Origin of the sequence: Streptomyces sp. NPDC048751 (assembly GCF_043198595.1) — a bacterium.
In the GTDB taxonomy this organism is placed as follows: Bacteria; Actinomycetota; Actinomycetes; order Streptomycetales; family Streptomycetaceae; genus Streptomyces.
On the sequence record NZ_JBICUX010000017.1, the window covers coordinates 116,170 to 141,828 of the forward strand.

At 70.1% G+C, this 25,659-nt stretch carries 22 protein-coding genes; 17 read left to right on the plus strand and 5 right to left on the minus strand.

What is annotated here, in order from left to right; translation table 11 throughout:
* Nucleotides 1–240: 240 nt before the first annotated feature.
* The 4 genes from ACGFNV_RS39235 to ACGFNV_RS39250 are packed head-to-tail and all read right to left on the minus strand — an operon-like array spanning nt 241 to nt 4,431.
* Entirely contained in the window at nt 241–1,272 is a 1,032-nt protein-coding gene (locus tag ACGFNV_RS39235; protein ID WP_393629445.1) for a LacI family DNA-binding transcriptional regulator, read from the minus strand.
* A complete protein-coding gene (locus ACGFNV_RS39240) occupies nt 1,269–2,174 on the minus strand; it encodes a carbohydrate ABC transporter permease (protein ID WP_393629446.1) in 906 nt (301 codons plus the stop codon). Before ACGFNV_RS39240 ends, ACGFNV_RS39235 begins: the two co-directional genes overlap by 4 nt.
* Nucleotides 2,171–3,106, minus strand: coding sequence for a carbohydrate ABC transporter permease (locus ACGFNV_RS39245; protein WP_393629448.1), 936 nt, complete (start codon nt 3,104–3,106; stop codon nt 2,171–2,173). Before ACGFNV_RS39245 ends, ACGFNV_RS39240 begins: the two co-directional genes overlap by 4 nt.
* Nucleotides 3,103–4,431, minus strand: a complete 1,329-nt coding sequence (locus ACGFNV_RS39250; RefSeq protein WP_393629450.1) for an ABC transporter substrate-binding protein — start codon at nt 4,429–4,431, stop codon at nt 3,103–3,105. Before ACGFNV_RS39250 ends, ACGFNV_RS39245 begins: the two co-directional genes overlap by 4 nt.
* A 183-nt stretch (nt 4,432–4,614) precedes the next feature.
* Here ACGFNV_RS39250 and ACGFNV_RS39255 point away from each other — a divergent pair, with 183 nt between their 5' ends.
* The 16 genes from ACGFNV_RS39255 (at nt 4,615) to ACGFNV_RS39330 (ending at nt 22,780) form a co-directional block, all read left to right on the plus strand.
* Entirely contained in the window at nt 4,615–6,636 is a 2,022-nt protein-coding gene (locus ACGFNV_RS39255) for a beta-galactosidase (RefSeq protein WP_393629451.1), read from the plus strand.
* A 105-nt stretch (nt 6,637–6,741) separates the two neighbouring features.
* Nucleotides 6,742–8,301 carry an arabinogalactan endo-beta-1,4-galactanase gene (locus ACGFNV_RS39260; RefSeq protein WP_393629453.1) on the plus strand — a complete coding sequence of 520 codons (1,560 nt, stop codon included), beginning with the start codon at nt 6,742–6,744 and terminating at the stop codon, nt 8,299–8,301.
* Between the two features lie 203 nt (nt 8,302–8,504).
* Nucleotides 8,505–8,792, plus strand: a complete 288-nt coding sequence (locus ACGFNV_RS39265) for an ArsR family transcriptional regulator (protein WP_393629455.1) — start codon at nt 8,505–8,507, stop codon at nt 8,790–8,792.
* Nucleotides 8,793–8,863: 71 nt separating this feature from the next.
* On the plus strand, nt 8,864–9,826 hold the full coding sequence (locus ACGFNV_RS39270; protein WP_393629456.1) for an SMP-30/gluconolactonase/LRE family protein: 963 nt from the start codon (nt 8,864–8,866) through the stop codon (nt 9,824–9,826).
* Between the two features lie 73 nt (nt 9,827–9,899).
* Complete coding sequence (gene crcB, locus ACGFNV_RS39275) at nt 9,900–10,358, plus strand: fluoride efflux transporter CrcB (RefSeq protein ID WP_393629458.1); 459 nt, start codon at nt 9,900–9,902, stop codon at nt 10,356–10,358.
* Nucleotides 10,355–10,735 (plus strand): DUF190 domain-containing protein, encoded by a 381-nt coding sequence (locus tag ACGFNV_RS39280; RefSeq protein ID WP_393629460.1) that lies wholly within the window; start codon nt 10,355–10,357, stop codon nt 10,733–10,735. Before crcB (ACGFNV_RS39275) ends, ACGFNV_RS39280 begins: the two co-directional genes overlap by 4 nt.
* A complete protein-coding gene (gene crcB, locus ACGFNV_RS39285; protein ID WP_393629462.1) occupies nt 10,732–11,106 on the plus strand; it encodes a fluoride efflux transporter CrcB in 375 nt (124 codons plus the stop codon). Before ACGFNV_RS39280 ends, crcB (ACGFNV_RS39285) begins: the two co-directional genes overlap by 4 nt.
* Nucleotides 11,107–11,196: 90 nt before the next feature.
* Complete coding sequence (locus ACGFNV_RS39290; RefSeq protein ID WP_393629464.1) at nt 11,197–12,033, plus strand: undecaprenyl-diphosphate phosphatase; 837 nt, start codon at nt 11,197–11,199, stop codon at nt 12,031–12,033.
* Nucleotides 12,034–12,307: 274 nt separating this feature from the next.
* Complete coding sequence (locus ACGFNV_RS39295) at nt 12,308–13,039, plus strand: FadR/GntR family transcriptional regulator (RefSeq protein ID WP_393629465.1); 732 nt, start codon at nt 12,308–12,310, stop codon at nt 13,037–13,039.
* Complete coding sequence (locus tag ACGFNV_RS39300; protein ID WP_393629466.1) at nt 13,036–14,472, plus strand: amino acid permease; 1,437 nt, start codon at nt 13,036–13,038, stop codon at nt 14,470–14,472. The genes ACGFNV_RS39295 and ACGFNV_RS39300 overlap by 4 nt, the downstream gene beginning before the upstream one ends.
* A 42-nt stretch (nt 14,473–14,514) precedes the next feature.
* Nucleotides 14,515–15,531, plus strand: coding sequence for an asparaginase (locus tag ACGFNV_RS39305; protein ID WP_393629468.1), 1,017 nt, complete (start codon nt 14,515–14,517; stop codon nt 15,529–15,531).
* A 48-nt stretch (nt 15,532–15,579) separates the two neighbouring features.
* On the plus strand, nt 15,580–16,995 hold the full coding sequence (aspA, locus tag ACGFNV_RS39310; RefSeq protein WP_393629470.1) for an aspartate ammonia-lyase: 1,416 nt from the start codon (nt 15,580–15,582) through the stop codon (nt 16,993–16,995).
* A gap of 345 nt (nt 16,996–17,340) precedes the next feature.
* On the plus strand, nt 17,341–18,369 hold the full coding sequence (locus ACGFNV_RS39315) for a UDP-glucuronic acid decarboxylase family protein (RefSeq protein ID WP_393629472.1): 1,029 nt from the start codon (nt 17,341–17,343) through the stop codon (nt 18,367–18,369).
* Nucleotides 18,366–20,237 carry a glycosyltransferase gene (locus ACGFNV_RS39320; RefSeq protein WP_393629474.1) on the plus strand — a complete coding sequence of 624 codons (1,872 nt, stop codon included), beginning with the start codon at nt 18,366–18,368 and terminating at the stop codon, nt 20,235–20,237. Before ACGFNV_RS39315 ends, ACGFNV_RS39320 begins: the two co-directional genes overlap by 4 nt.
* Nucleotides 20,238–20,290: 53 nt before the next feature.
* The gene (gene galE / locus ACGFNV_RS39325) at nt 20,291–21,313 is read left to right on the plus strand and encodes a UDP-glucose 4-epimerase GalE (protein WP_393629476.1); all 1,023 of its coding nucleotides are present in this window, start codon (nt 20,291–20,293) and stop codon (nt 21,311–21,313) included.
* A 39-nt stretch (nt 21,314–21,352) separates the two neighbouring features.
* Entirely contained in the window at nt 21,353–22,780 is a 1,428-nt protein-coding gene (locus ACGFNV_RS39330; protein WP_393629477.1) for a UDP-glucose dehydrogenase family protein, read from the plus strand.
* Here the strand turns inward: ACGFNV_RS39330 and ACGFNV_RS39335 are convergent.
* Nucleotides 22,714–24,462 carry a right-handed parallel beta-helix repeat-containing protein gene (locus tag ACGFNV_RS39335; protein WP_393629478.1) on the minus strand — a complete coding sequence of 583 codons (1,749 nt, stop codon included), beginning with the start codon at nt 24,460–24,462 and terminating at the stop codon, nt 22,714–22,716. The genes ACGFNV_RS39330 and ACGFNV_RS39335 overlap by 67 nt on opposite strands.
* A gap of 185 nt (nt 24,463–24,647) precedes the next feature.
* Between ACGFNV_RS39335 and ACGFNV_RS39340 the strand changes: the two genes are divergently transcribed.
* A complete protein-coding gene (locus tag ACGFNV_RS39340) occupies nt 24,648–25,577 on the plus strand; it encodes a glutaminase (protein ID WP_393629480.1) in 930 nt (309 codons plus the stop codon).
* Nucleotides 25,578–25,659 lie beyond the last annotated feature (82 nt).

Genomic DNA, 25,659 nt, shown 5'->3' on the forward strand with positions numbered 1-25,659 from the left:
CCAAGCGGCCCTGACGGAGACCACCGAGGAACAGTGGCAACCGCAGGTCAAGACACAGGCGAGGCAGCATGCGGCGTCATCTCGTGCCGGGCCTCCTTCGGCTTCACCGCGAACGGATCCTCGGACGAAGGCCCGGGGAGGGACATCACCGCTGTCGCAGCACGTCGGACCGGCCCCCCGCTCGGTTCCGCAGCCCGACGCAGTCGCCCCCACCGCCGCAGCGCGACAGAGCCGCCCCCGTCATGTCGAGTCCCGCTTCACCAACTCCGTAGGCAGAATCACCGCCGCCGGATCCTCGCCCCCGATCTGTGCCAGCAGCACCCGTACCATCTCGGCGCTGATGCGGTCGTAGGGCTGGCGGATCGTGGTCAGGGCCGGGGTGGCCTCCGTCGCCGCGCTGGAGTCGTCGAAGCCGCCCACCGACACGTCCTCGGGAACCCGGCGGCCCGCCCGGCGCAGCGCGGTCAGGGCGCCCTGGGCCATCAGGTCGGAGGCGACGAACACGGCGTCCATGTCCGGGGCCTGCGCCAGCAGCCGTTCGGTGCCCGCCTCGCCGCTGGCCCGGCTGTAGTCGCCGGAGGCGATGAGCCGCTCGTCGATCTCGACGCCCGCCTCCGTGAGCACCTCCTTGTAGCCGGCGAGGCGGTCGACGCCACCCGGGGTGTCCAGTGGTCCGCTCACCATCCCGACACGGCGGCGGCCCACCGACAGCAGGTGGCGCACCATGTCACGGGCGCCGTCCCGGTCGTCGGCGGCCACATAGCTCACCTTCGAACCGGGACCCATGGGCTTGCCGCACTGGACGAGCGGCACTCCCGCCTCGCGCAGTTCCTCCGCCACCTTGTCCCCGGAGTGGCTGGAGACCAGCAGCACCCCGTCGACGTGACCGGCCGTGATGTACCGCGTGATGCGCCGCCGCTCGTCCTTCGTGCCCGCCAGCATCAGCAACAGCGGGATGTCGTGCGCCGCCAGCGCCTGGGTGCACCCGCTCAGCAGCACATTGAAGTTCGGGTCCTCGAAGAACCGCTCCTGGGGCTCGGTCAGCAGGAAGCCGATGGAGTCCGAGCGCCCGGTGATCAGCGAGCGGGCGTGCCGGTTGACGACGTAACCCGTCCTCTTGATCGCGGCGTTCACCGCTTCCTGCGCGGTGGGGCTGACGTAGTGACCGCCGTTGAGCACCCGCGAGACGGTGCCCCGTGAGACACCTGCCTCGCGCGCCACGTCGTGGATCGTCGGCGGTTTTCGCCGGGCCCCCGCATTGCTCATGGTCATGACTTTACGGCCCCGGAGAGCAGATCCAGGCTCCAGAACCGCTGGATGACCAGGAACAGGGCGACCAGCGGGATCACCGCGAGGAACGCACCCGTGATCACCAGGGTGTAGAGGGCCGGGGTGTTGGCACCCTGTTCGAGAAGCGTGAACAGGCCCAGCGTGATCGGGAACCTCTCGTCGTCGCTGAGCATGATGTACGGCAACAGGAAGTTGTTCCACACCGCCACGAACTGGAACAGGAACACCGTCACAAGGCCGGGCACCATCATCGGCAGCGCGATCCGGGTGAAGATCCGCCACTCGCTCGCCCCGTCCATCCGCCCGGCCTCCACCACGTCGGCGGGGACGGCGGCGGCCGCGTAGATACGGGCCAGGTAGACGCCGTACGGCGAGAGGATCTGCGGCAGCAGCACGGACAGGTACGAGTCCGTGAGGTCCGCCTTCGCCAGCAGAAGGTACTGCGGTACGGCGAGGATCACCGGCGGCATCAGCACGCCGGCCAGCAGCACGTTGAAGATCGCCTCCCGGCCGCGGAAGCGGTACATCGCCAGCGCGTAGCCGCTGAACGCCGAGACACACGTCGACAGCAGGGCGCCGAGCACCGCGTAGAGGGCGGAGTTGCCCATCCACTGCCAGTAGATGCCGTCGCGGTAGGCGTTGAGATCCCTGAGGTTGTCCGTGAAGCCGGTGCCCGGCAGGAACGTGAACGTGGAGAACAGCTCACTGCCGGACTTGGTGGACGCGATCACGACCCAGGCCACCGGCAGCAGGCAGTAGAGCGCGCCGAGGAGAAGGGTGACGGTCGGAACCAGAGCGACACGGCGCCGCAGCGGCGGCCGACGGGCGGTGCCGGGTGTGGTGCCCGCCACCGGGGTGGTCTTGCTGACCGCAAGAGAACTCATCCTGCCCCTCCTTGACTGACGTCCCGCTTGTTCCGCCGGTTCGCGGCCCGCAGGAAGCCGAACGACAGCACCAGCGTGGCGAGGGCGATGATCACGGCCTCGGCGGCCGCCTGGTAGATGTCACCCGTGCCGAACGCGTCCCGGTACACCTTCATCAGCGGACTCCACGTCGTGGACACGGAGTTGGTGAGCGGCTTGAGGGTGGTCGGCTCGTTGAACACCTGGAGCGTCGCGATGATCGAGAAGAAGAAGGTCAGCACCAGCGAGGGCGCCACCATCGGGATCTTGATCCGCAGCGCGATCTGCAACGGCGTCGCGCCGTCCAGCTTCGCCGCCTCGTACACCTCGGCCGGAATGGCCTGCAACGAGGTGTAGATGACGATCATGTTGAAGCCGGTGCCGCCCCAGACCGCGATGTTCGACAGGGCGAGGTACAGCGGACCGCCGTCCAGCAGGTCCGGCTGCGGCAGGCCCAGCTTGTCGAGCACGAAGTAGAACGGGCTGACGTCCGGCAGGTACAGGAAGCCCCACAGCAGCGCCGCCACGACGCCGGGGATGGCGTACGGCAGGAAGATCGCGAGCCGGGTGAACGGGGCGAGCCGCACCTTGTCGGAGTCGAGCATCAGCGCGAACAGCAGCGCCACGCCCAGCATCACCGGGACGACGATGCAGCCGTAGCCGAGCACGCGCAACGCGCCGTCCACGAGTTCGCTGTCGGTGAGGGCGTCGGTGTAGTTCTCCACACCGGCCCAGACCTCCCGGCGGGCACCCGATCCCAGGCCGAGCCCGGAGACCTTCACCTTGCGGAAGCTGAGCCAGATCGCGTAGCCGATGGGCAGCGCGAAGAAGAGCGAGAAGAGGATCGTTGCGGGGAAGAGGAAGGCGTACGGGGCTCCCTTGACCCCGTACGGCTTCCGGCGTGCGCTGGTCACTCGGAGACCTCGAAGCCCTGCTTCTTCATGTCGGTGACCGTGGCCTCCTGCATGGTCTTCAGGGCGGCGGTGAAGTCCGACTTGTTCTTTGCGGCAGCGCCGAAGGCGTCCTTGAAGGAGGTATAGGCGACGTTCACGTTCGGTCCCCACGCGGACGGCGCGGTGGTCTTGGCGATCTTCGCGGCCCGGCCGTAGAAGTCGGGCTGGTTGGAGAAGTAGTCCGGGGGAGTGGTGAAGGCGCCGCTGAGCTGGGCGGACGAAGAGGCCGGGTAGATACCGCCCTCCTTCGCGAGCGCGTTGAGGGCGTCGCCGTCGGTGTTCAGCCAGGCGGCGAACTTCGCGGCGGCCTGCTTGTGGTCGGAGTCCGTGGTGACGGCGGTGGAGGAACCGCCCCAGCTGCCGGTGACGTTCCTCGTGTCCGACCACTGGGGGAGCGGGGCCATCGCCCACTTGCCCTTGGTGTCGGGGGCCGCCGTGGACAGCGTGCCCGGCGCCCACACCGCGCTGACCCAGGCGATCTGCTTGCCCGTGTTGAGCGCCTTGTTCCAGGCCGGGGTGTACATCGGCTGGTTGTCGATGGCGCCCTCCTTGACGAGGCCGCCCCAGAACTTCGCGACCTGCTCGGTCGCGGCGTCGTCGATGCCGACCTTCCACTTGTCGCCGGAGGTCGTCCACCACTTGGCGCCGGCCTGCTGGGCGAGGCCCGCGAAGAGACCGGAGTCGTTGGCGGAGAACGTGGTGAGGTCCTTGTCGGGAGCCACCTTCTTCAGCGCTCTCGCCGTCTCGGCGAACTGCTCCCAGGTCGTCGGGACCGTCAGCTTGTACTGCTTGAACAGGTCCTCGCGGTAGTAGAACATCATTGGGCCGATGTCCTGCGGCACCGCGTACACCGCGTCCGTGCCCAGCGTCGTCTGCTGCCAGACGCCCTCGGCGAACTTGTCCTTCGCGTCCCCGACGTTCTTCGCTATGTCCGCCAGCGCGTCATTGCTGACCAGCGTCGGCAGCGCCTGGTACTCCGCCTGCACCAGGTCCGGCGCCTTGCCGGCCTTGTGCGCGGTGAGGATCTTGGTGACCAGCGTGTCGCCGGACGCCTGCTTCTTCACCGTGACCGTGATCTGGTCCTTCTTCCCCGGCCCCTTGTTCCACAGGTCCACGACCTTGTCCATGCCGGGCGTCCACGTCCAGTACGTGAGTGAGACGGGCCCGGACTCGGCCGCACTGTCCTTGTCCTCCGAGCCGCACGCGGCGAGGGCGGTGGCGCCGAGCGTGACGGCGACGGCTGACGCGGCGACCTTGAAGAGCCGACGGCGCTTCGTGTTCGGCATGGAACTACTCCCCTGACCTGGGCTCCCGCCTGCTGCGAGAACCTGCCGTGCTTCTGTGAGCGTTCACAGTAGAGAAACATCCCGGACACTTGTCAATGGTTGTTGCTGTGCGGTTATGTTGGGCTCACACCGACACCGCAGTGTGTGCACGTTCCCACATGATCGACCAAACGGGAGACATCCATGCCGGAGACCACCCCCAGGGGCCTCACCAGGCTCGCCTTCGGTGGGGACTACAACCCCGAGCAGTGGCCGGAAAGCGTCTGGCACGAGGACGTGCGGCTGATGCGGGAGGCCGGCGTCACCCTGGTGAGCGTCGGCATCTTCTCCTGGGCCCTGCTGGAACCCTCACCGGGGGAGTACGACTTCGGCTGGCTCGACCGGATCATCGACCTGCTCCACGACAACGGCATCCGCGTCGACCTGGGCACCCCCACGGTCACCCCGCCCGTCTGGTTCTACCGCGCGCACCCCGAAGCGCTGCCCGTGACCGAGGACGGCACGCGCTACGAGTTCGGCAGCCGCGGCGCCATCTGCCACAGCAACGCCGACTACCGCGCCGCCGCCGCGACCATCACCACCAAGCTCGCCGAGCGCTACGGCGACCACCCGGCCCTGGCCATGTGGCACGTGCACAACGAGTACGGCGTTCCCGTCTCGGCCTGCTACTGCGACTCCTGCGCCGCCCACTTCCGCCGCTGGCTGCGCACCGCGTACGGCACGGTCGACGCGGTCAACGACGCCTGGGGCACCGCCTTCTGGGGCCAGCGCTACCGGGACTTCGACGAGATCAACCCGCCGCGCCGCACCCCCACCGTCGGCAACCCCGGCCAGGCCCTCGACTACAAGCGCTTCGCCGACACCACCATGCGCGAGAACTTCGTGGCGGAGCGGGACATCCTGCACCGCCTCTCGCCCGGCGTGCCGGTCACCACCAACTTCATGACGGCCCTCAGCCAGTGCGACTCCGTCGACTACTGGGCCTGGGGCCGCGAGGTCGACATCGTCACCAACGACCACTACCTGATCACCGACGGCCGCCGCACCCACGTCAACCTCGCGATGGCCGCCGACCTCACCCGCTCCGTCGCCGGCGGCGCCCCCTGGCTGCTCCTGGAGCACTCCACCTCGGGCGTCAACTGGCAGCCCCGCAACCCGGCCAAGGCCCCCGGCCAGATGGCCCGCAACTCCCTCGGTCACGTGGCCCGCGGCTCCGACGGCGCCCTGTTCTTCCAGTGGCGCCAGTCGCGGCGCGGCGCCGAGAAGTTCCACTCCGCGATGCTGCCGCACGGCGGCACCGACACCCGTGTGTGGCGCGAGGTCGTCGAACTCGGCGCCTCACTGGACTCCCTGAGCCCGATCCGTTCCACCCGAACCGAGGCCGACGTGGCCCTCCTGTGGGACTGGCACTCCTGGTGGGCGCAGAACCTCCAGTGGCGCCCCAGCGAGGACCACGACCCGCGCGAGCGCGCCGACGCCTTCTACGAGGCGCTCTACGACCGCCACCTCACCGTCGACTTCGCCCACCCCGAAGCCGACTTGTCGAGGTATCCCCTTGTCGTCGTTCCCGCCCTGTACCTGATGACGCAGGCGGCCGGCGACAACCTCCGGGCGTACGTCGAGAGCGGCGGCACCCTCGTCGTGTCGTACTTCTCCGGCATCGTCGACGAGCACGACGCCGTCCACGCGGGCGCCTACCCGGGAGCTCTGCGCGACGTCCTCGGCCTCGCCGTGGAGGAGTTCTCACCCCTCCTCCCGGGCGAGCGGGTGCGCGTCACCGGGCCCGACGGCTCCGAACTCGCCGGCGACGTGTGGACGGAGTTCGTGGTGCCGCGCGGCGCCGAGACCGTCTGGACGTACGCCGACGGCCTCACCGCGGGACACCCGGCCGTCACCCGGCACCGCCTCGGCAAGGGCACCGCCTGGTACGTCTCCACCCGGCTGGGCGCCGAGGGCCTCGACGCCCTCCTCGGCTGGGCCGCCGACGACGCGAGCCTCACCCCGCGCGCCGACCTGCCCCGCGACGTCGAGGTGGTCCGCCGCACGGGCGAGTCGGGCAGCTACCTGTTCGCGATCAACCACACCGCCACCGACGCCAAGGTGCCGCTCGACGCCCCCGGCACCGAGCTGCTCACCGGCGAACGCGCCGCCGGCCGCCTCGCGGTCCCGGCGGGGGCCGTCCGCGTCGTCCGACTCGACGGCTGAGCCGACTCCCCTCCGCCCGTGCGAGCCGCGAGCCGCGGGCGGAGGGGCACCTCGTTCCACGAGGGAACACCCATCCTGATCACGTCGAAGGGACGACGGACGACGATGTTCCATCCCAGACGCACCCTCCGGGCCCTGCTGCTCCCGCTCGCCGCGGGGCTGGCCCTGACCGCGCTGCCGGCACAGACCGCCCAGGCCGCGAGCACGCTCACGAACGGCGGCTTCGAAGCCGACGGCGCCGGCACGGCCACGCCCGGCGGCTGGTCCGAGTACGGGGACACCGGCGCCTCGTTCTCGGAGTCCGGCGGCCACGGCGGGAGCTACCGCCTGTCCCACTGGGCGTCCACCGCGTACAAGGTGGAGACGTACCAGTACCTGTCGGGGCTCACCAACGGCGCCTACAAGCTCACCGCCTGGGTCCGCTCCAGCGGCGGTCAGAAGTCCGCCTACATAGCGCTGAAGAACTGCGGCGGCACGGAACAGCGGACCGATCTGCCCGTGTCGACGAGCGGATGGATCCGTATCGTCGTGCCGGTCAATGTCACCGGAAACCAATGCACCATCAGCGTCAACAGTGACGCGAACGCCGGCAACTGGATCAATGTTGACGACCTGACCTTCACGTCCGGCACGAGTGGACTGTCGATCAAGGGTGCCGACATCTCCTCGCTCCCCAAGAGCGAGGCCAAGGGCGGCGTCTACAAGAACAGCTCCGGCGCCACCGGTGACGCGGTCACCATCCTCAAGAACGCCGGCATGAACTACGCGCGCCTGAAGGTCTGGGTGAACCCCGCCGACGGCTACAACAACAAAACGCGCGTGCTCGCGGCGGCCAAGCGCATCAAGGCGGCCGGCATGAAGCTGCTGGTCGACTTCCACTACTCGGACAACTGGGCCGACCCGGGCAAGCAGACCAAGCCGGCGGCCTGGGCGGGACACTCGTACAGTCAACTCAAGACAGACGTGTACAACCACACGTACGACGTGTTGAACGCGTTGAAGGCACAGGGCACCACCGCCGACATGGTCCAGGTGGGCAACGAGATCAACGGCGGCATGCTGTGGAACGAGGGATCCACCTCCAACTGGTCGCAGCTCGCAGGTCTGCTCAACTCCGGCTACGACGCGGTCAAGGCGGTCAACTCGTCCACCACCGTCGCCCTGCACCTGGCCAAGGGCGGCGACCTGGCGGGCACCCGGTGGTGGTTCGACAGCGCCGTCTCCAACGGCGTCAAGTTCGACGCGATCGGCCTGTCGTACTACGGCTACTGGCACGGTCCGCTCTCCGACTTCCAGACCACGCTGGACGACGCGGCCGCCCGCTACGGCAAGCCCGTCTTCGTCGCCGAGACGGCCTACCCGTTCCGCCTGGACAGCGACGACTCGCTCACCAACCAGATCGACACCACCGGTGAGCTCGTCACCGGCTACCCGGCGACCGTGGCCGGGCAGACCGCCTGGATGAACACGGTGGCGAACATCGTGGAGGCCGTGCCGAACGGCCGGGGCCTCGGCGTCTTCTACTGGGAGGCGACCTGGACCGCGGTCACCGGCAACGGCTGGGACCCGACCGACGCCTCCTCCGGCAACGGCTGGGAGAACCAGGCCCTGTTCGGCTACGACGACAAGGCGCTCTCGTCGATGTCGTGGTTCAGCCACCGCTGAATCCTCCGCCAGGGGCCCGGCCGGGCGTCACCGGCCGGGCCCTCGCCCGTGTTTCCGGGGAAAGGGGCCGAACGGGCCGAACGGCCCTGTCCCGTAAAGACGTTCTGTCCAGGACAAACGTGGCGGATCGGCGGACACGGCGACTTCCGCTGCGGAACAGTGGGAAGACGCGGTACGAGGAGGCCCGGACAGAGGGGAACGACATGCTGAGGACTCCTGTCGGTGAGCGTCGCCTGGACATCCTGGAATGGCTCAAGGACCCCGTCGCGCACTTCCCGCCGCAACGACACGCCGACCTCGTCGAGGACGGGGTCGGCGCGAACGCCGTGGCGGCCAAGCTCGGCGTTCGCCGCCAGGTCGCCGAAACCCACCTCACCCTGCTCGCGGACCTCGGCCTGCTGCGCGTCCGGCGGATCCGACGCCGCGCCTACTACCGACGGGACGAGGTGCGCATAGCCGAGGTGGCCAGGATGTTCGACAAAGGCTGGTAGGCGCCGGACCACGGGGGTACGTCTGCGAGGACGACCCTCCGACCCTCCCCGACACCGAAAGGCCGGCGCCCATGCACCGTCCCGAGACCCTCGTACCCCGCAGCTATGTCGACATCGGCGGCCGCGGCCCCGAGGACGTCGTCGCCGACGGCCGGGGCCGCGTGCTGACCGGCGTGGAGGACGGACGGATCCTGCGCCTCGACGGACTCACCGATCCCGGGGGAGCCCGCGTCGAGGCGCTCGCCGAGACCGGTGGCCGGCCGCTCGGCCTCGAACTCCTCGACGACGAGACCCTGCTGGTGTGCGACGCCGAGCGCGGACTGCTGCGGATCGGCCTCGACGACGGCACCGTCCACGTCCTCACCGACACGGTGGCGGGGGAGCGGCTGCGGTTCTGCAGCAACGTGATCGCCCTGCCCGACGACAGCGTGTGCCTCACCGTCTCCAGCCGGCGCTACCCCCTCGACCAGTGGATCGGCGACCTGGTGGAACACACCGGCACCGGTCGGCTGCTGCGCCTGGCCCCGGGCAGCACCACACCCGAGGTCCTCCTGGAAGGCCTGCACTTCGCCAACGGGCTCGCCCCGAGCTCCGACGGCTCCTTCGTGATCGTCGCCGAGACGGCCGCGTACCGGCTCACCCGCCACTGGCTCACCGGCCCGAAGGCCGGCCGGAGCGAGCCCTTCGTGGAGAACCTGCCGGGCATGCCGGACAACGTGTGGCGCGACGGACGGGACGGACCGGTCTGGGTGGCGCTGGCAGGACCGCGCGTCCCACCGCTCGACCTGCTCCACCGCACCCCGCCCGCCGTACGCCGGACCGCCGCCCGTGCCGCCGTCCGGGCCCCCTTCCGCCCCACCGGCACCATCGGTGTGATGGCGTTCGACGACGACGGCCGGGTCGTCCACCACCTGACCCGCCGCCGCTCCGGTTTCCGCATGGTCACCAGCGTCTGCGAGACCGACGGCCACCTGGTCCTCGGGAGCCTGTGGGAGCGCGGCGTCGCGGTCTGCGAGGCCCCCGCCGCGGGGTGAGCCCGGCGTAACCTGTTGACCGGCCGTGATCACCCCGGAAGCGGTGGTGGGGCCGAGGCAGGAGACGTACGACATGACAGTCCCGGACACCGAGAGCGTCCGCACCCCCGTCCCGCGGCGGTCGGCCCGGCGCGGGCAGCTCCCCGTCGTCGCGGTGATCGCGGTCGGCGGCGCGATCGGCGCCACGGCCCGGTACGCGGCCGCCCTCTGGTGGCCCACGCGCACCGGTGGGTTCCCCTGGACGATCTTCTGGGTCAACGTCGTCGGCTGTGCCGTGATCGGCGTGTTCCTCGTGGTGGTCACCGAGGCGATGACCACCCCCCACCGGCTGCTGCGCCCCTTCTTCGGCACGGGCGTGCTGGGCGGCTTCACCACCTTCTCGACGTACGCCGTCGATTCCCAGAAACTGCTGGACACGGGCCGTCCGGGCACGGCCCTCGCCTATCTCGCCGCGACCCTTCTCGCGGCGCTCGCGGCGGTGTGGCTGGCGGCGACGGCGACGCGTCGCGTCCTGATCCGGAGGCAGCGATGACGAGGCTGACCGGCAGCGCCCTGCGCGTGACCGTGTTCGTGGGCGAGAACGACACCTGGCACCACAAGCCCCTCTACAGCGAGATCGTCCACCGGGCCCACGCGGCCGGACTCGCCGGCGCCAGCGTCTTCCGGGGCATCGAGGGCTACGGCGCGTCCTCCCTCATCCACACCTCACGCCTGCTGTCCCTGAGCGAGGACCTGCCGGTGGCGATCGTGATCGTCGACGCGGAGGAGCGCGTACGCGCCTTCCTGCCCCAGCTCGACGAACTGGTCACCGAGGGGTTGGTGATCCTCGACGACTGCGAGGTCATCCGGTACGTCGGCCGCGAGGGCAAAGACGACAACCCGGGCAAGAAAGGTAAGAAGTCGTTGTGAACTGGCTGCTGGTCGTCGTCGGCGGAATGGTCGGCGCCCCCCTCCGCTATCTCACCGACCGTGCCGTGCAGTCCCGGCACGACTCGGTGTTCCCCTGGGGCACCTTCGTGGTCAACGTCAGCGGCTGCTTGGTCCTCGGCCTGCTGACCGGGGCCGTCTCGGCCGGTGTCGCCGGTTCCCACCTGCAGCTTTTCCTCGGCACCGGTCTGTGCGGGGCCCTGACGACGTACTCCACGTTCTCCTACGAGACGCTGCGGCTGACCGAGACCGGCGCGGGTCTCTATGCTGCCGCCAACGTCGTCGCGAGCATCGTGGTGGGCCTCGGGGCGGCGTTCGCCGGAGTCGGGGTCGCGCAGGCCCTCTGGTCGTAGGTCGGCACGGCACACCCGCGCCTGATAGGAGTGCCTCCGGCACTTGTGAGTGCCCACAGCACTGTCGACCATCCTCCAGAACTGGATCCCATGAGCGCCATCTCCGTCGGTCAGGCCGTCATCCTAGGAGCCGTCGAGGGGGTGACCGAGTTCCTCCCGGTCTCCTCCACCGGACATCTGAAGATCACCGAGGGGCTGATGGGCATCGAGGTCGACGACGCCGCCGTCGTCGGATTCTCGGCCGTCATCCAGGTGGGCGCGATCGCCGCGGTGCTCGTGTACTTCTTCAAGGACATCGTGCGGATCGTCTCCGCCTGGGGCCGCGGCCTCGCCAACCGGGAGGAGCGCTACCACCACGACTACAAGTTCGCCTGGTGGGTGATCTATGCGACGATCCCGATCGTCGTCGTCGGCCTGGCCGCCAAGCCGCTCATCGAGGGGCCCCTGGCCTCCCTCTGGGTGGTCGCGGGCTCGCTGATCGTCGGCAGCGCGGTGATGTGGGCGGCCGACCAGATGGGCCGCCACAAGCGCGGCGAGGACGACACCACCCTCAAGGACGCGATGCTGGTGGGGAGCTCCCAGATCCTCGCCCTGCTCTTCCCCGGCTTCTCCCGCTCGGGCGCGACCATGTCCACCGCCCTCATCCTCGACCTCGACCGGGTCGCCGCCACCCGCCTCTCCTTCTTCCTCGGCATCCCCGCCCTCACCGGCGCGGGCCTGTTCGAACTCAAGGACGCCCTGGGCACGGGCGTGGGCGCGGCGCCTCTGGCGGTCGGCACGGTGGTCTCCTTCGTCGTGGCCTACGCCTCCATCGCCTGGCTGCTGAAGTTCGTCGCCAAGCACTCCTTCAACGCGTTCGTGGTCTACCGCCTCGTCGTGGGCGTCCTGCTCTTCGGACTGCTGGCCACGGGCTCCCTGAGCAGCTGACGCAGTTCACCGTCAGCGGGCGGGAAGTCCTGTTTCAGACCTGAGGGCTGTCCCGTAACCCCTGGCGGGCGTGCGACGACAGCTACGGCACCTCGCCGCGTTGTCGGAACGTCCGCATACATCCAGTATGCGGACGTCCCTCCGCCTTGCGATGCACCGCATCTGACGCCGCACGCTGATCCACCAGGGATTACGGGGCAGCCCTCAGCGCCCGCTGAATTTCCCCATTCGACGCCCTTGACACCGCCCTCACGTCACCCGGAGTATCTCTCCCGTGAACCTGTCAGACAGCCAGACAGCTGGTCGGGGCCCGCGGCGCGTCAGCGCGATGGAAGCGGTGCTCACCCACCTTCGCGGCGCCATCGAGCGCGGCGAGTACGCCATCGGCGACAAGCTCCCCTCCGAGGCGGAGCTCTGCCGGACCCTCGAGGTGTCCCGGCCCGTGTTGCGGGAAGCCCTGCGCGCCCTGCAGACCATGGGCCTGACGGTCTCCAGGACCGGCAAGGGCACCTTCGTCGTCGCGAGTGCCGTCGAGGACCCCACCTTCGGCGACTACGCGGCGAGCGACCTGCTGGAGGTGCGCCGCCACGTCGAGATCCCGGTCGCCGGGTACGCGGCCAGGCGCCGCACCCCGGAGAACCTGGACCACCTGGCTCATCTCCTCGACCGCATGGAGCGGGAGACGGACACCACCGCGTGGGTCGCGATGGACACCCTCTTCCACCTCGCCGTGGCCGAGGCCGCCCAGAACCCGGTCTTCCGCCGGGTCATCGAGGAGATCCGTGACGCACTGGCGCGTCAGTCGGCCTTCCTCAACGAGCTGGGCGGACGGCGCGAGCAGTCCAACCGCGAGCACCGGGCCATCGTCGAGGCCCTGATGGACGGTTCCGAACACGACGCGGTGGAGGCCATGTCCCACCACCTCGACCGCGTCGAGACCACCCTCACCGACATCGTGCGCTCCCCGCGCACGGACATCCCCACGGAAGGCGGAACCGAGGCGTGAGCGAGCAGTTCCTCAAAGACGAGACGCGCCCCTCCCCTCATGTCGACGCGGGCGACGCGGGCTACAGCAAGTCCCTGAAGTCCCGGCACGTCAACATGATCGCCATCGGCGGAGCCATCGGCACCGGCCTCTTCCTCGGCGCGGGCGGCCGGCTCGCCGACGCCGGGCCCTCCCTGTTCATCGCCTACGCGGTCTGCGGCGTCTTCGCCTTCCTCGTCGTGCGCGCTCTCGGCGAACTCGTCCTGTACCGGCCGTCCTCCGGTGCCTTCGTGTCGTACGCCCGTGAGTTCCTCGGCGAGAAGGGCGCGTACACGGCCGGTTGGATGTACTTCCTCAACTGGGCCACCACCGGTATCGCCGACATCACCGCCGTCGCCACCTACACCCACTACTGGGGGATGTTCTCCGACATACCGCAGTGGGTGATCGCGCTGATCGCGCTGGCCGTCGTCCTCACCGTGAACCTCATCTCGGTGAAGATCTTCGGCGAACTGGAGTTCTGGTTTGCCATCGTCAAGGTCGGCGCACTCGTCGTCTTCATGTGCATCGGCATCTTCCTGCTGGTCACCCAGCACCCGGTCGACGGCGCCACCCCCGGCCCGTCCCTGATCACCGACAACGGCGGCGTCTTCCCCAACGGTCTGCTGCCCATGCTGCTGATCGTCCAGGGTGTCGTCTTCGCGTACGCCTCCGTCGAACTGGTCGGCGTCGCGGCCGGTGAGACCGAGAACCCCGAGAAGATCATGCCGAAGGCGATCAACTCGATCATGTGGCGCGTGGGCGTGTTCTACGTCGGCTCGGTCGTCCTGCTGTCGATGCTGCTGCCCTGGAACAAGTACACGGCCGGCGAGAGCCCCTTCGTGACCGTCCTGTCCAACATCGGCATCCCCGCGGCGGGCGGCGTGATGAACCTGGTCGTGCTCACCGCGGCCATGTCCTCGCTCAACTCCGGTCTGTACTCCACCGGCCGCATCCTGCGCTCCATGGCGATGTCCGGCTCCGCCCCGAAGTTCACCGCGGTCATGAGCCGCAGTCACGTCCCGTACGGCGGCATCCTGCTGACCAGCGGCATCTGCGTCCTCGGCGTCGGCCTCAACTACGTCGTGCCCGCCGAGGCCTTCGAGATCGTGCTCAACTTCGCGGCGATCGGTATCCTTGCCACCTGGGGCATGATCATGATCTGTCACCTGCTCTTCTGGCGAAAGACCCAGCAGGGCGAGCTGACCCGCCCCGGCTACCGACTGCCGGGCTCCCCGTGGACCGAAGTCGTGACGTTGGCGTTCCTCGCCTCCGTCCTGGTCCTGATGTACGCCGACGGCGGCGCGGGACGCACCACCGTGCTGTGCCTGCCGCTGATCGTCGCGGCGCTGGTCGCGGGCTGGTACGGCATCCGTGCCCGCACGGCGCGCACCTCGTCCAAGGCCGACGCCTGACCCCGGCGCCGGCCGACGCCCACCAACAGTGAACAGGCAGTGATGTACAGCAGTTCCCTCGCCGACGCACCCGCCGTCCGAGAACCCCTCCACGCTCCCGTCGCCCACCTCGTACGCGGCGGGGTGATCGAGGGCATCCACTACGGTTCCGTCGTCGTCCTCGGCGCCGACGGCGAGGTCCAGTTCCAACTGGGCGACGTCGAGGTCGCGTGCTATCCACGCTCGGCGCTCAAGCCGGTCCAGGCCGTCGCCATGGTACGGGCCGGGCTGCCGCTCGACGGGGAACTGCTGTCACTCGCCGCCGCCAGCCACTCCGGCGAGGAACGCCACCTCGCCGGCACCCGGCGCATCCTCGAACTCGCCGACGTCACCGAGGACGACCTGCGCAACGTCACCGACCTGCCGTTCGACCCGGTCGTGCGGGACGCCTGGGTCCGTGAGGGCCGGCTGCCCTCACGGCTCGCCCAGAACTGCTCCGGGAAGCACGCGGCGATGCTGTACACCTGCAAGCTCAACGGCTGGTCCCTGGAGGGCTATCTCGACCCCGCGCACCCGCTCCAGCGGGCCATCGCGGAGATCGTCGAGGACCTGACGGGACAGCACATCGCCCGCGTCACCGTCGACGGCTGCGGCGCGCCCCTGTTCTCCGTCTCCCTGCACGGTCTCGCCCGGGCCGCCGCCCGCATCACCACCGCCCCGGCCGGCACCCCCGAGGCGCGGGTCGCCGGCGCGATGCGCGAGCACGCCGAGATGGCCTCCGGCACCGGCCGCGACGTCGCCGCGCTGATGCGGGCGGTACCCGGTCTGCTCGCCAAGGACGGCTTCGAGGGCGTGGAGGTCGCCGCGCTCCCGGACGGCAGGGCCGTCGCCGTGAAGATCGCCGACGGGGCGAACCGGGCGCGCATACCCGTCACCGCCGCCGCGCTCGCCCGCGCCGGGGTCGACCCGGACCTGCTCGGCGAGTTCGCGGGGGAGCCCCTGCTCGGCGGCGGCGAACCGGTCGGCAGCGTCCGGCCGGTGCGCGCGCTCGACCCGGTCGCCTCCGCCACCTACGCCTGATCCCCTCACCCCAGGTCAACCACCTCAAAGAAGAGGACCCGCTCACCCATGACCGCCGCCGCCACCCGAAGCGAACACGACCTGCTCGGCGACCGCGAGGTCCCCGCCGACGCGTACTGGGGCGTGCACACCCTGCGCGCCACGGAGAACTTCCCCATCACCGGCACCCCGATCTCCACCTATCCGCACCTGATCGACGCCCTCGCCGCCGTCAAGGAGGCCGCCGCCCTCGCCAACGAGGAACTCGGTCTGCTGGCCCCGGAGAAGGCCGCCGCGATCGTCGAGGCCTGCCGCGAGATACGCGACGGCAAGCTGCACGACCAGTTCGTGGTCGACGTCGTCCAGGGCGGCGCGGGCACCTCGACCAACATGAACGCCAACGAGGTCGTCGCCAACCGGGCGCTGGAACTGCTGGGCCACGCCAAGGGCGAGTACCAGTACCTGCACCCCAACGAGGACGTCAACCTCGGCCAGTCCACCAACGACGTCTACCCGACCGCTGTCAAGATCGCGACGGTGTTCGCGGTGCGCGGCCTGCTCAAGGCGATGGCGGTCCTCCAGGACGCCTTCGCGCGCAAGGCCGTCGAGTTCCGCGACGTGCTCAAGATGGGCCGCACCCAGCTCCAGGACGCGGTACCGATGACGCTCGGTCAGGAGTTCTCGGCGTACGCCGTGATGCTGGACGAGGACCGCAGCCGCCTCGCCGAGGCCGTCGAGCTGATCCACGAGATCAACCTGGGCGCCACCGCGATCGGCACCGGCCTGAACGCCCCCGCCGGGTACGCCGAGTCGGCACGTCGTCACCTCGCCGAGATCACCGGGCTCCAGCTGGTCACCGCCGCGAACCTGGTCGAGGCGACCCAGGACTGCGGGGCGTTCGTGCAGATGTCCGGCGTGCTCAAGCGCATCGCGGTCAAGCTGTCGAAGAGCTGCAACGACCTGCGGCTGCTGTCCTCCGGGCCGCGTGCCGGCCTGGGGGAGATCAACCTGCCGCCGGTGCAGGCCGGTTCGTCCATCATGCCCGGCAAGGTCAACCCGGTGATCCCCGAGGTCGTCAACCAGGTCGCCTTCGAGGTGATCGGCAACGACGTCGCCATCACCATGGCCGCCGAGGCGGGACAGCTCCAGCTCAACGCCTTCGAGCCGATCATCCTGCACTCCCTGTCGGAGTCCATCACCCACCTGCGCGCCGCCTGCCTCACCCTCGCCGAGCGCTGCGTCGACGGGATCACCGCCAACACCGAGGCGCTGCGCGCGAGCGTGGAGAACTCCATCGGCCTGGTCACGGCCCTCAACCCGCACATCGGGTACACGGCCGCCACCGACATCGCCAAGGAGGCCCTCGTCACCGGCCGGGGCGTCGCCGAACTCGTCCTGGAGAAGGGCCTGCTGCCGGCCGAGCGCCTCGCGGACCTGCTGCGCCCCGAGGTGCTCGCGGGCAGCGGCACGCCCCAGCCGCTCTGACGCGGGCGTGTGAACGAACGGCACCCCGCGTGCGGCGGCTGTCCGGTGTCCCGCACCGGACCCGACACGCGGGGTGCCGTCACACCCAGGGATGAAGCGTCACCGACCCGGTGCGACCGTCACAGCCCAGCGACGGCGGGATCGTGCGAGGCGGCATTCCCCGGAGATACCGGCCGATCGGCGCAGCCCGCCTCGCCATTCTCCGGAAAGTGATATCAACGCTCATATGCTGAATTCGCGGTCCTCGACAACGGACCGTCTCCGTCTCCTGTCCTGGTGAACATCTTCCCCTACACCCTGAGCCGGGCGGAGCGATGGAATCCTTCGGTGAATCCAGGAGAATTCATGCGTGTGGTCGTGACAGGTGGCGGCGGTTTTCTCGGCTCGCATCTGTGCGAAGCACTTCTGCGGCGCGGTGACGAAGTCGTCTGCCTCGACGACTTCTCGACCGGCGATCCCGCCAACATCGCCCGCTTTCTCGGAAATCCCGCCTTCGAACTCGCCCGCGGTGACGTCAGCCGGTCGGTCGCGGTGTCCGGCACCGTCGACGCGGTGGCCCACCTGGCCAGCCCCGCCTCGCCCCCCGACTACCTCGCACGTCCACTCCAGACGCTCGCCGTGGGCAGTCGCGGCACGGAGAACGCGCTGCGCCTCGCGGCCCGCCACGACGCCCGCTTCGTCCTCGCCTCCACCAGTGAGGTGTACGGAGACCCCGAAGTGCACCCGCAGGACGAGACGTACTGGGGCCATGTGAACCCCGTCGGCCCGCGCTCGGTCTACGACGAGGCGAAAAGGTTCTCCGAGGCGCTGACCCAGGCCTACCGGACGAACCGCGGAACGAACACCGGAATCATGCGGATCTTCAACACCTATGGTCCGCGCATGCGCCCGCACGACGGCCGGGTCGTCTCCAGCTTCGTCGTCCAGGCACTCGCCGGAGAACCACTGACCGTCTACGGCGACGGAAAGCAGACCCGCAGCTTCTGCTACGTCGACGACCTGGTGCGCGGAATCGTCGCCATGCTCGACCACGACGAACCCGGGCCGGTGAATCTGGGAAATCCCGTGGAACTGACGGTTCTGCAACTCGCCGAAATGGTCCTGGACCTGACGGGATCACAGGCCGGGATCCAGTTCCATTCGCTGCCCGTCGACGACCCCACCCGACGCCGACCGGTGATCACCCGGGCCTGGGAACGCCTGGGCTGGAGCCCCGAGGTCGACATCGAGGACGGGCTGCGCCGCACCGTGGAGTGGTTCGCCGCCCGCCCCGACGACGTCACCGCCGCGCTCAGCGCGATCCGGGGCGGACAACAGCACGGCGTCGTCACCGCCGAGCCCTGGCCGGTCGGCGCGACCCCCGCCGCGTCGTGACCCGGACGGACCACGGTCCCGCGCGCGGCACAGCCCTCGACGCCGGCCGACGACCGCCGCGCACCGACGACGCGTTGCTGAGAACCCACCTGTGGATCCTCTCGGCGGGCAACGTCGTCGACATGCCGGCCGACGGACCGGTCTTCGGCAAGCCACGCAGAGCCCTCACGCCCCGCCCCGCCTCCTGGATCCCCCGCCTCGGACGCCTCGACCGGATGAAGGTGTCCCTGCTCGCGGTGTGCTGGTGGGCCGCCCTGGTCGTCTTCTGGGAGTGGTGGCTGCGCCCCGAGCACCGGGTCGGCTGGGCTGGCTTCGCGGTCAACAGCGCACTCCTGCTGTACCTGTCGGTGCTGCCCCTGTACTTCGTCGTCGTGATGGTGCGGCTGCGCACCTTCAACCCGGCCGTCGACGTGCCCGGGCTGCGCACCGCCTTCGTGGTGACCCGGGCCCCGTCCGAGCCCTGGGCCGTCGCCCGCGCCACCCTCACCGCGATGCTGCGCCAGGACTTCCCGCACCCCTACGACGTGTGGCTGTGCGACGAGGACCCGACAGAGGAGATCCTGTACTGGTGCGAGACCAACGCCGTCAACGTCTCCTGCCGACGCGGTGTCCCCTCGTACCACCGTGACGCCTGGCCCCGTCGCACCCGGTGCAAGGAGGGCAACCTCGCGCACTTCTACGACCACTGGGGCTACAGCGACTACGACGTCGTCGCCCAGCTCGACGTCGACCACGTGCCCCACCCCCGCTACCTGTCGGAAGTGGTCCGGCCGTTCGCGGATCCGGCCGTCGGCTACGTCGCCGCCCCCAGCGTGTGCGACGCCAACGCCCACACCTCGTGGTCGGCACGCGGACGGCTGCACCGCGAGGCCACCTTCCACGGGCCCATGCAGCTCGGCCACTCCGACGGTCTGGCACCGCTGTGCATCGGCTCCCACTACGCTGTGCGGACCCGCGCCCTCCAGGACATCGGCGGTCTCGGCCCCGAACTGGCCGAGGACTTCTCGACGACGTTCCTGCTGAACTCGGCCGGCTGGCACGGGGCGTTCGCCATCGACGCGGAGGCGCACGGCGACGGCCCCCTCACCTTCGCCGCCATGGTGACGCAGGAGTTCCAGTGGTCGCGCAGCCTGGTGTTCATGCTGCTGGGCATGCTCCCCAAGCACCTGCGCCGCATGCCCGGCCGACTGCGGCTCCGGTTCGCGTTCGCCCTCTCCTACTATCCGCTGCTCGCGCTGACCACCACCGCCGGCCTGGTGCTGCCACCGGTCGCCGCGGTCACCGGTCACCCGTGGATCAACGTCAACTACGCAGCCTTCCTGCTGCACTTCTGGGCCATGTCGTTCTTCCTGGTCCTGCTCACTCTGCTGCTGCGCCGACGCGGCCTGCTGCGGCCCGTCGACGCCCCGCTGCTGAGCTGGGAGGGCTGGCTGTTCGGACTGACCCGCTGGCCGTACGTGGCCTGGGGAGCCGCGGCCGCGCTGGTGCAGCGGGTACGGCCGAAGAAGGTCGTCTTCAAGGTGACGCCCAAGGTCCGCGACGGCATGGAGCCCCTGCCGCTGCGCCTGATGCTGCCCTACCTCCTGATCACCGTCGTGCTCGCCGCCGCGGCCGTGGTCGGCGAACTCACCGGCCCCGCGATCGGCTACGTGTTCCTGTGCATCCTCGGCTCCCTCTCCTACGCACTGGTGACCCTCGCCGTCGGCGTGCTGCACATCCGGGAGACCGCGAGGTCGGCGGGCGTCGGAGTGCACCGGGCCCTGCGCACCGCCGCCCTGCCGCTGACCGCGGGCCTTGTCGCCCTCGTACCGCTGACCTGGGCGCTGCTGCTGTTCCCCACGTACCTGCGCGGGTTCCTCATGGGTTGACGCCACGTGCCCGCCGGACCCCTGACCCTGCAACGACAAGGACGAGGTACCCGATGCCCGAGACGGTCCTGGTGACCGGTGGCGCCGGCTTCATCGGCAGCCACACCTGCGTCGAACTACTCACCCACGGCTACGAAGTCGTCGTCGTCGACAACCACGTCAACAGCTCTCCCCACGCCCTGGACCGCATCGCCAAGACCGCGGGACGCCCCCTCGCCGCCGCCTACCAGGTCGACGTACGCGACCGGCGGGCCCTCGCCGAGGTGTTCGCCGCCCACGAGGTGGACTCGGTCATCCACTTCGCGGCCCACAAAGCGGTCGGAGAGTCGGTGGCGCTGCCCATCGAGTACTACGACACCAACGTCGGCGGCACCTGCGCCCTGCTCTCCGTCATGCGCGAACACGGCGTCCACCGGCTGGTCTTCTCCTCGTCCTGCTCCGTCTACGGCGACGCGCAGACCGTGCCCCTGACCGAGCTGAGCCCCGTCGCGCCCACCAACCCCTACGCGTACACCAAGCTGATGTGCGAGCGGATCCTGCAGGACGTCTGCGCCCACCTGACGGACATGAAGGCCCTGGCCCTGCGCTACTTCAACCCCGTCGGAGCCCACCCCAGCGGCCTGCTCGGCGAGGACCCGCAGGGCGTCCCCAACAACCTCATGCCCTACGTCGCCCAGGTCGCCCACGGCCGACGCGAGCGGCTCAGCGTCTTCGGCGACGACTACCCCACGCCCGACGGCACCGGAGTCCGGGACTACATCCACGTCATGGACGTCGCCGAAGGACACCGCGCGGCCGTCGAGCACCTGGACGACCGCACCGGCATGCGGGTGTTCAACCTCGGCACGGGCACCGGCACCTCGGTGCTCGAACTGGTCGCCGCCTTCGGCGAGGCGAGCGGCCGCGACATCCCCTACCAGGTCGTCGACCGCAGACCCGGCGACGTCGCCGAACTCGTCGCCGACGCCGGCGCGGTGGCCGCGGCCTGGAACTGGAGCACCACACGCGACCTTGCCGCCATGTGCCGGGACGCCTGGCGGTTCCAGGAACTCAATCCCCACGGCTACGCCCGCTGATCCCGTCGATCTCGCCGGCCCCAGGACAGGAGTACCTTCATGCGGTTGACCGTCATCGGTACGGGCTACCTCGGAGCCGTGCACGCCGCGTGCATGGCGGACATCGGACACGACGTCCTCGGTGTCGACACGGACACCAGGAAGATCGAGGCGCTCGCGGCGGGCCGGGCGCCCTTCTTCGAACCGGGCCTGCCGGAGATCCTCACCAGGAACATCCGCAACGGCAGGCTGCGCTTCACCACCTCCCTGCAGGAGGCCGCCGACTTCGCCGACGTGCACTTCTTGTGCGTGGGCACCCCACAGCGCCCCGACTCCCTCGCCGCCGACCTGAGTCACGTCGAGGCCGTCGTCGACGGCCTGGCACCGCTGCTCACCCGCGACAGCCTCATCGTCGGCAAGTCGACCGTGCCGGTCGGCACCACCCGCGCACTGAGCCGCAGAGTCGCGGCGCAACTGCGCCCCGGCGTCGACGCCGAGGTCGCCTGGAACCCTGAGTTCCTGCGCGAGGGCTACGCGGTCCACGACACCCTGCGCCCCGACCGGCTCGTCGTGGGCGTCACCTCACCCCGCGCCGACCAGCTGCTGCGCAACGTCTACGACTCGATGCTGCGCGCCGGTGTCGCCTACGTCAGCACCGACTCCGCCACCGCGGAACTGGTGAAGGTCGCCGCCAACTCCTTCCTGGCGACGAAGATCTCCTTCATCAACGCCATGGCGGAGGTCTGCGACGCCGCCGGTGCCGACGTCGTGACCCTCGCCGACGCCCTCGGCCACGACGTGCGCATCGGGCGCCGGTTCCTCTCCGCCGGCCTCGGGTTCGGCGGCGGCTGTCTGCCCAAGGACATCCGCGCCTTCCTCGCCCGGGCCGAGGAACTCCAGGTCGGGGAGGCGGTGTCCTTCCTGCGCCAGATCGACCAGATCAACCACCGTCAGCGCCGGCGGACCGTCGACCTCGCCCGTCACCTCCTGGGCGGTTCGTTCGCCGGGCGGCGGGTCGCGGTGCTGGGTGCCACCTTCAAGCCCGACAGCGACGACGTGCGCGACTCACCGGCGCTCGCCGTCACGGCGGAGATCGTCGCCGAAGGCGCCGACGCCTTCGTCCACGACCCGGAGGGCCTCGACAACGCGCGGGCCGCGCTGCCCGGGCCGGCGTACTGCACGGACGTCATGGAGGCGTGCCGGGACGCCGACGTGGTGCTGCACCTGACCGAGTGGCGCCAGTACCGCGACCTCGACCCGGCGAAGCTGTCCGAGGTGGTCCGGGCGCCACGCCTGCTGGACGCGCGCAACGCCCTGGACCCGGCGGCCTGGAGGGCGGCGGGCTGGTACGTCCGGGCCCTGGGCCGCCCCGTGCACGTGCCGCAGCCCGGCCCGGGCGACGCCCTGCGGGTGACGATCCCTCAGGCCGTCGGTCCCACCTGCACGGCCCCCACACCGGGGGACCCGGTCAGCGGCGCCCCGAAGTAGTCCACGGGCCCCGGGTTCACGCCCAGGTCCCGCAGGTTCACGGCGGCACCGGTCAGCGTGCCGGCGCACCGGGAGGCCAATGCGCCGCGCGTCGGACCGGTGCCGTACAGGTTCGGGCCGGCCGTGGGCAGCGGGACCCGGGTGAGGCAGGGGTCGACGTCGGTGCCGGTGGCGCGCGGGCCCAGCGTCTCCTGCCCCGTCGCCTGACGCCAGGCGTCCAGATCGGTGAACGCGCGATCCCCCCACAGCAGGCTCCAGCCCTGCGAACTGTGGTAGTCGTTGCCCTGCAACAGCACGTCCGAGGGGACGAAGGCGCCCTGGGACTCCACCACGGGCGGGCCGTCCGTCACGAACACGTTGTTGCGTACGGTGACGTCGCCCAGGCTCTGCTGGAGCCGCAGGGCGGGCGCGCGGACGGGACCGTCGGCCGTGGTCAGCACCGTGTTGTGGTAGATCGCGAGGTTCGTCACCCGCGCCCCGAACGCGACGATGCCGCCGTAGTCCTGGAGCCTGCGGCTGTCGTTGTGGCTGATGTTGTACCGGATCGTGTTGTCCGTGTGGGCCCCGTTCGCGACCCCGGAGTAGGCCAGGAAGCCGGCCCCGTCGTTGCCGTAGGCCAGGTTGTACTGCATCACCGAGTGGGACACGTTGTTGTCCAGGCCGAACCCGCCGCCGTCCACCTGGGAGCCGGTGTGGTTGCCGTAGGAGACGTTCTTCTGGAACGTCATCCGCGTCGAGTCGTACGTCCAGATGCCCTCGGGACCCTCCAACGCGCCCGGCGAGGAGAACTCCCCGTTGTCGTGGGCCACGGACCGCTCGACCAGGCCGCGCCGGACGCTGCCCAGGACGATGCCGCTGCCGGTGTTGCGGTGGGACGCCTTCGGGTCGCCGATGTTCTGGTACGCCGTCACCCTCGACACGGTCACGTCCTCGTGCGCGTAGGCGGGCGCGTCCGCGTCGAAGGCGGGGCCGTCGGCCACGAGCCCCGCGTCCTGGTTGGTGTGCAGCGCGCTGTCGCTGATCACCACGTCCCGGAAGCCCGACGCCTGCGCGCCGCCGTGCAGCCGGATGCCGTTGCGGAAGCCCTTCACCTCGACGCCCGAGACCCGCAGGTACGGCAGCTTCCGGTCACCGGGCAGATCGCTGATGAAGGCGATGCCCTCGTGCCTCCGGTAGGCCGCCGCGTCGCCCACGACGACCAGGTCACGCAGGGCGACGCCGCTCGTGTTGTGCACCTCGATCGCGCGCGTCCCGCCGGCCAGGATAATGGCGCGGCCCTTGCCGTAGGACTCGATCACCACGGGCTTGCGGGGGTCGCCGGCGTCTCCCTGGCCGATGCTCAACGTCCCCTTGAACTGCGCGCCGCCCTGGAGCCGCAGTCGGTCGCCCGGCTTGAACCGCACGGCGTCGGCGCGCCGGAGGGTGCGCCAGGCGGTCTGCGGGGTCCGGCCGTCATCGCTGTCGTCACCCCGCGGACTGAGGTAGAAGTTCCATCCGCCCTGCGCGTTCTCCCGCACGGGGACGTGCGGGGTGGGCATGCTGCATCCGGCCAGCAGCACCGCCGTGGCGCACATGCCCACCGCGGTCCGCCGCGACAGACCGGCGACCGTCGCGGCCCTGCTCCTGTCGTCTCGCCGCACCGAGTCGGTGGCTCCGGTGCGTTCGTTCCGCTGGCGCAACATCGCTCCTGTCTGCTCGAAGACCGAACGGACCCCGCCTCACGGGGACCGCGGACCTTCACCCTGACGCGCGGGTCCGCGACCGACGGGCCAGCACGCGGAGATCCGCGCAAGACATGCCTGATTGGACGGCACGACGAGGGCGGAGCGCCCGGCACCCGGGGACCGCCCTCGGTCGGGCGTGCGGCATGATGCCGATCATGTCCTCGCAGTTCCAGCCGGTCCTCGACCGCATCCTCTCGGAGATCGAAGGCACCCCTGGGCGCGGCAGGCCCGCCGACTACATCCCGGCGCTCGCCTCCCGCGACCCGCGCAGCTTCGGCATGGCCGTCGCCGAGCCGGACGGCACGGTGTACGGCGTGGGGGACTGGCGGGAGCCGTTCTCCACGCAGTCGATCACCAAGGTCTTCACCCTCGCCCTCGACCTGGCCCGCGAGGGCGCCGAACTCTGGGAACACGTGGGACGGGAGCCCTCCGGCAATCCCTTCAACTCCCTGGTGCAGCTGGAGTACGAGAACGGCATCCCGCGCAACCCGTTCATCAACGCGGGCGCGCTGGTCGTCACCGACCGCCTCCACAGCCGTACCGGCGACGCGGCCGGCGAACTGCTGCGGTTCCTGCGAGCCGAGAGCGGCAACGCCGAGCTGTCCTTCGACAAGGAAGTCGCCGCCTCCGAGGCCGGGCACGGCGACCGCAACGCGGCCCTGGCGCATTTCATGGCGTCCTACGGCAACATCGGCAATCCGGTGCCCGAACTGCTCGACCAGTACTTCCGCCAGTGCTCGATCACCGCCTCCTGCGCCGACCTCGCCCTGGCCACCACCTTCCTGGCCCGGCACGGCATCCGCGCCGACGGCACCCGGCTGCTCAGCCGCAGCCAGGCCAAGCAGATCAACGCGGTCATGCTGACGTGCGGGACGTACGACGCGGCGGGCGAGTTCGCCTACCGCGTCGGGCTGCCCGGCAAGAGCGGTGTCGGCGGTGGCATCATCGCCGTCGTACCCGGCCGGTGCACGCTGTGCGTGTGGAGCCCGGGGCTGGACGAGCGGGGCAACTCGGTGGCGGGGGTGGCGGCGCTGGACCGCTTCACGACCCTGACCGGGCTGTCGGTGTTCTGAGCACCGAGGTCGTACGGCGTACCACCCGACGAACAGGCCCGGCTCGGTCATGCCCATCACTCGCCGGTTACACAGGCGCCGC